We start from the raw sequence: 5737 nt of genomic DNA on the forward strand, positions 1-5737 counted from the left end.
ACGGACTGCCCGTGCGGGTCGCCGGTACGGTGCCGGTGGACCCGGCGCGGCTGCTGCCGCGGCCGGTGGCCCGGCGGATGAACCGGGCCGCGCAGTTCGCGGTGCTGGCCGCGCGGGAGGCCTGGGCGGACGCCGGGTTCGCCGAGGGCGGCACGCGTGAGAGCGGGCTCGACCCGGAGCGGGTCGGGGTGAGCCTCGGTGCGATCCTCGGGGACGCGTCCGTGCTGGTCGGCGGGGACCGCAAGCTGCGGGACAAGGGACCGCGGAGTGTGTCGCCGCTCACCACGCCGATGACCGTGCCGTCGCAGGCCGCCTCCCAGGTCTCGCTGGACCTGCACATCACCGGTGAGGCGCGGACCGTGACCAGCGCGTGCGCCTCGGGGACGGAGGCGATCGGGCAGGCGGTGGACCGGATCAGGTTCGGGCGGGTGGACGTCGCGCTCGCGGGCGGTGCCGAGGCCGTGGTGACCCCGGCGATCATGGCCTCGTTCGCGGCGATGCGGGCGCTGGCCGAGGGCGATCCCGCCGAGGGCACGCCGTCGCGTCCGTTCGCCAAGGACCGGGACGGGTTCGTCAACGGGGAGGGCGCGGGCGTGCTCGTGCTGGAGTCCGAGGAGCATGCGCGGGCGCGGGGGGCGCGGATCTACTGCGAGGCCGCCGGCTGGGGGCTGTCCGCCGACGCCCACCATGTCGCGGCGCCCGACCCGTCCGGCGACGGCATCGCCCTGGCGCTGCGCCGGGCCGTACGGGACGCGGGGGGCCACCTCGCGGACGTCGTCCATGTGAACGCGCACGCGACCGCCACCGTCGACGGCGACCTCGCGGAGGCGCGGGCGCTGCAGGGTGTCCTGGGCGCGCGGAACGTGCCGGTCACCGCGCTCAAGGGGCACCTGGGGCATCTGCAGGGCGCGGCGGGCGGTGTCGAGGCGGTCGCCGCGGCGCTCACGCTGCACCACGGGCTGATGCCGCCCACGGTCGGCTGCGCCGAGCTCGACGACGCGATCGACCTGGACGTCGTACGCGACGCCCCGCGCACCCTGCCGAGGGACGGCGACCTGGTCCTGAGCAACTCCTTCGGCTTCGGCGGCCACAACGCGGTACTGGCCCTGCGCCGGGCGAGCTGAGGGGGGACCGTCACGGCGGGATCAGCTCAGGGTGCGACTCACCGGAGGGCTAGGCTCGCGGGCGAGCTCGGCTCACGGAAGGGCTTGGCTGACACCATGGCTTGGCTCCCAAGGACCCGGCCTGCCTCGCTGCGGGATCCGCTCGCGGGAGGGGTCGGCTGACGCCAGGGCCTGCCTCACATCTGGGCCGCCCGCCTCATATCAGGGCCGCCTGCCGCACAACGGGCCCGCCGCCCGACAAGGCCCGCCGCCCGGCAGGGCCGGGGCCGGCCCGGATCACAGCGGCATCGGGTCCACGTCGCAATTCGCCGGTCTGCTGTCGCGGGCCGCCGCCAGGGCGGGGTGGTCCGGGCCCAGGACGCGTTCGTAGCGGGTGAGGGTGTCCGTGTGCAGGGTGTCCGCCTCCTCGTCGCGGCCCAGCAGGCGCAGGCCGAGGGTCAGGTTGACGGCGGTCGCGAGCGTCGCGGGGTGGTTCTCGCCGAGGCGCCTGCGGGCCTGTTCCAGTGTGCGGGTGCTCAGGTCGACCGAGGCCCGGGCCTCCCCCAGCTCGTACAGGTCGGCGGCGAGATTGCTGGCGCAGGCGAGGACGTTGGGGTGTTCCGGGCCGAGCTTCTCCCCCAGCGTGCCGAGGATCTGCTCGTTGAGGCGGCGGGCGTCCTCGACGCGGCCGAGCAGCCGCAGGGCGACCGCGTGGTTGATGCGGGCGGCGAGGGTGTGCGGGTGGTCGGGGCCGTAGAGCCGGCCGTAGCCCGTGCAGCCCTGCTCGCTCAGCTCGAGCGCCTGCCGGAAGTCCCCGCTGTAGCGGACGTCGATGGCGTGGGTGAGCAGGGCGGCGAGGGTCTCGGGGTACTTCTCGCCGTAGCGGTTGCGGTACTGCTTCAGGGCGCGGCCGGACAGTTCCAGCGCCCGTGCGTGCCTGCCCATGCGGCGTTCGGCCTGGGCGAGGCCCAGCTGGCTGCCGATGGTGCTGGGGTTGGTCGCGCCGAAGTGGTACTCGTAGCGGCGCGAGACGTCCTGCTGCTGGTTGTACGCCTCCGCGTACTCGCCGGCCTGCCGCAGGTCCATGGCGATCCCGGCGAGGGTGTGCAGCGTGGACAGCGCGTTCTCGCCGAGCTCCTCCACCTTGCGGCGGTGGGTGTCCTGGTCCAGTTCCAGGGCCTGGCGGAAGTCGCCGGTGAGCCGCAGGTTCAGGGCCACGCGGTGGGCGAAGACCAGGGTGGAGACGTCGTTCGGCCCGAAGATGCGCCGGCTCGCCTCGAAGGTCTCGCCGTCGAGTGCGGACGCGCCGGTGAAGTCGCCCCGCATGCGCAGGTCCCAGGCGAGCATCGAGGTGATCTCCAGCGTGTTCTCGTCCTCGGTGCCGAGCGTCTCGGTCATGGCGGCGCGGGTGCGCTGGTCGAGTTCGTACGCCTGGTGGTGGTGGCCCAGGGCGCGCAGGGCGTCGCCGTAGAGCTTGGCGGCGCGCAGGACGTGCTCGTTGTGCTCGCCGTCGGCGTTCCGCCAGGTCTCGTAGGCGTCGCGGGCGAGGTCGCCGGAGCCCTCGTAGTCACCCCAGTAGAACATGTACTCGATCTCGTTCAGGACGAGTTGGCGGACCCAGCGGTCGCCCGAGGTGACGGCCCTGCTGCTGAGGACGTGCGGGAGCAGTTCGCCGTAGCGCGGCCACTGTTCCGGGGACGAGGGCTCGGTGGGGTCGCCGTGCGCGAGGAGGCGGTGGGCGGCCGCGCGCATCCGGACCTTCAGCTCGTCCGGCATCTGATTGACCAGGACGCGCTGGACCAGCCGGTGCAACTGGATGGTGTTGGTGCTGTGGTTGATGCGGGCGAGCGCGTACCGGTTGACGTCGCGGACGGCGCGGCCGAGCCGGATCGGATCGCTGAGCGCGTACGCCAGTTCGGGCGGGACGGGCGCGTCGCGGACGCCGGTGAGCAGCGGGCGGGAGATCGGTTCGGGGGCGAAGAAGGCGCAGACCTGGAGGAGTTGGAGGGCGGCGGGATGGTCGCGCTGGAGGCGTTCCAGGGACAGGTTCCAGGCGGCGGCGACGGAGAGCGGGTAGTCGGGGGGCGGGTCGCCGGCCATCAGCTCCATGGCGTGCTGCTCGAACAGGCGCAGGTACTCGTCGGCGGGCATCCCCGTCTCGGCGAGCCAGGTGGCGGCCTGTTCGACGCCCAGGGGCAGGTCGCCGAGGGTCTCGGCGATGCGGTCGGCGGAGGCGTCGTCGAGGTCGGGCAGGCGCAGCTGGAGCAGCTGGCGGCTCTCCTCGCGGGTGAAGACGTCGACCTCCAGCGGGCGCGCGGCGCTGGCCCACTGGCCGTTGCGGGAGGTGACGAGGATGCGGCCGGGTCCGTCGGCCGGGAAGAAGTCCCGTACGACGTCGGGGGTTTCGGCGTTGTCGAAGACCAGCAGCCAGTTCTTGTCGGGCTCGCCGATGCGCAGGGCCTCGATGACGGCGGGGACGGCGGTGGCGGCCTCGCCGCTGTTGACGTCGAGGTCCAGGCGCCCGGCGAGTTCCACCAGGGACTGGCGGATCTGCTGGGGCTGTTCGGCGGGGACCCACCAGACGATCTGGTACTCGTGCATGTGCCGGTATACGTACTCGACGGCGAGCTGCGACTTGCCGACGCCGCCCATGCCCTGCAACGCCTCGGGGATGACGGCCGTGGTGCCTTCCTGCAGGCGCTGGTGGAGCTCCTCGAGCAGCCTGGCGCGGCCGGTGAAGGCACGGTTCCGGGGCGGTACGTTCCCCCAGACCGGCGGTGGTTTGCGCGCTTTCTCCCTGTGCGCAGCGGGTAAGGGCTGCGGGTCGCCCACGGACACGTTCCCTCCCATCCCGGGTGTGTGTGGGGCACGCTCGCCCGCGGGTGCGGGGGTGAGGTGCCGGCGATCAGGTTGTTCCGGTTGTTCCCGGACCGTGGAGGGCCGAACACCCGGGGCGGCGCCCTGCCACAACCGCGCCCGCAGACCGGCCGCGGCGAGACCGTACCGCCCGCCGAGCGCGGTCAGGGCGGGCAGCACGGGAACCAGCCAGGGCCGCACCCGCTCCACCGGCAGATGCGCGGCCCGCCCGGGGTCCCGTACGACGGCCCGCACTTGGCGCAGGTCGGCGGCCAGCGGCTCGGGCAGCGCCGCGGCGACGTGGCCGAGGACCGTCTCCATGGCCCGTGCCGTCTCGTCGCGGGTGCCCTCGGCGAGCAGTTCGGCGCGTACGCCGTCGACGAAGTCCAGCTCGATCCGCACGGGGCCGGGCTGCGCGGGGGCCGGCGTGGTGTGCCGCAACAGGCCGCTGTGCAGGAGCTCCGCGAGGTGCCAGGTGCGGGCCTCGGGGAGCAGGGTGCGGCGTACGACGTCCAGGATCCGCAGATTCAGCGGGGCGGCGGCGCACAGCTGGGCGAGGTGGTAGGCGGTCGGGCTGAGGCGGGCGCGGGCGCGGCGCACCAGTTCCGGTGCGGGCAGGGGGCGGGGCGGGCCGTGCTGCCGGGCGCGTGGGCCGGGTGTGGCGTCCAGGGAGGCGGCGACGATCCGCGCCTCGTACGCCGTCGGCTCGGCGTGGGCGACGAAGCGGGCCCAGCGGTGGAGGGCCTGCCGGGTCAGTTCCAGGACGGGTACGGGGATGGCGTGCGGGTCGGCGTAGTCCACGTCGTCCTGCCACATGAGGGCGAAGTCGTCGGGGCGCCAGGGCCAGCCGCGGTTGGCGGCGAAGGGGGCCGGGCTGGTCAGTACGGCCTTGTGGGGGGCGAGGGGGCCGCGGGACCACAGGTGCTCGGGGAGGACGTTCACCACGGCGACGGAGGCGCGTTTCGCCCAGCGGGCGAGCCGGCGCTGGGCGGTCCCGTCGGCCCAGCGGTCGCCGTGCAGGTCGGTGAGCACGAGGACGACATGCCGCCCGGGCGGCGCATCCGCGAGCCGGGGTGCGGCGTCCGCAGGGTCACGCCGGCGGGTGCGCTGTGGGACGTCCGTGACCGCATCCTCGCCGGTGCGCTGCGCGGACGGCCACCGGTAGACGCGGACGTCCCGGAAGACCCGGGAACGGGCCAGCGCCCCGGCGAACCGCTCGGCGGTGGCGGACCACAGTGCCATGGAACGTCCGCCGTCGACCACCAGCGAGACAAGCGGCGGCCGCGCACCACCGGCACGCCTCCGCCCAGGCTCCCCGCTCCCCGGCCCAGATGTGTCCCGCCGCCCCCGCCGCCGATGCAGCACCCGCAGGGCACGCGCCCAGGCCGCGGCGTCTTCGACCGGGAGGGTGTCGGCCGGGCGAGGCTCGGAGGGGTCGGTGGCGGGGGGCGGGGTGGACTCGGTGGCGTCGGTGGAGCGGGGCGAGGGCCCATCGGTCGGGTGGAGCGGGGGGCCGCCGGTCGTGCCGGGTGGGGAGGCGTCGGTGACGCGAGGAGAGGGCCCATCGGTCGGGTGGAGCGGGGGGCCGCCGGTCGTGCCCGGTGGGGAGGCGTCGGTGACGCGAAGAGAGGGCCCATCGGTCGGGTGGACCACCGGGCCTCCGATCGTGCCCGGTGGCGAGGCGTCGGTGGCGCGAGGCAGGGAGGCGCCGATCGTTCGGGGCGATGAACCGTCGGTCGAGCAGGGCTGGGAGCCGCCGGTCCCGAGGGGCGGGGGGG

The 5737-nt window shown here is 74.7% G+C and carries 2 protein-coding genes; one reads left to right on the forward strand and one right to left on the reverse strand.

Annotated elements, in window-relative coordinates:
- On the forward strand, positions 1-1124 hold a 1124-nt coding region (locus N4P33_RS31710), incomplete at its 5' end, for a beta-ketoacyl synthase (protein ID WP_260830398.1).
- Positions 1125-1400: 276 nt separating this feature from the next.
- Here N4P33_RS31710 and fxsT read toward each other — a convergent pair.
- Positions 1401-5612 (reverse strand): FxSxx-COOH system tetratricopeptide repeat protein, encoded by a 4212-nt coding sequence (gene fxsT / locus N4P33_RS31715; protein WP_313904620.1) that lies wholly within the window; start codon positions 5610-5612, stop codon positions 1401-1403.
- Positions 5613-5737 lie beyond the last annotated feature (125 nt).

It is taken from the genome of Streptomyces sp. 15-116A (genome assembly GCF_025290915.1).
Taxonomy (GTDB): domain Bacteria; phylum Actinomycetota; class Actinomycetes; order Streptomycetales; family Streptomycetaceae; genus Streptomyces.